1 protein-coding gene is annotated in these 458 nt (G+C 64.6%); it reads left to right on the top strand.

Annotated elements, in window-relative coordinates; genetic code table 11:
* On the top strand, positions 1-458 hold a 458-nt coding region (locus K0T92_RS24715), incomplete at both ends, for a condensation domain-containing protein (protein ID WP_219875282.1).

The raw sequence follows: 458 nt of genomic DNA, 5'->3' as shown, positions 1-458 counted from the left end.
TTCGCGCGGCTGTACGGCGGCGAGGAGCTGCCTGCGCTGCGGATCCAATACAAGGACTACGCAGTCTGGCAGCGGGAGCGGCTGAGCGGGGAAGAGCTGAAGCGTCAGGAAACGTACTGGCTGGAGCGGTTCGGAGGCGAGCTGCCGGTGCTGGAGCTGCCGACGGATGATGCGCGTCCGGCCGTGCAGCGGTTCGAAGGCGAGTCGATCGGCTTCGATCTGCCGCTGGAAGTGGAGGCGCGCGTACGTCAGATCGCTTCGCAGACGGGCGCAACGCTGTACATGGTGCTGCTGGCGGCGTATGCGACGCTGTTGTCGAAGTACAGCGGGCAGGAGGATATCATCATTGGAACGCCGGTGGCGGGCCGCCCGCATGCGGACTTGGAGCAGGTCATCGGCATGTTCGTCGGGACACTGGCGCTGCGTAACGAAGTGAAGAAGGAAGCGACGTTCCTGGA

Source organism: Paenibacillus oenotherae, from assembly GCF_019443105.1.
In the GTDB taxonomy this organism is placed as follows: Bacteria; Bacillota; Bacilli; order Paenibacillales; family Paenibacillaceae; genus Paenibacillus_Z; species Paenibacillus_Z oenotherae.
The sequence above is the reverse complement of the archived record's forward strand: the minus strand, read 5'-3'. Positions and strand labels throughout refer to the sequence as shown.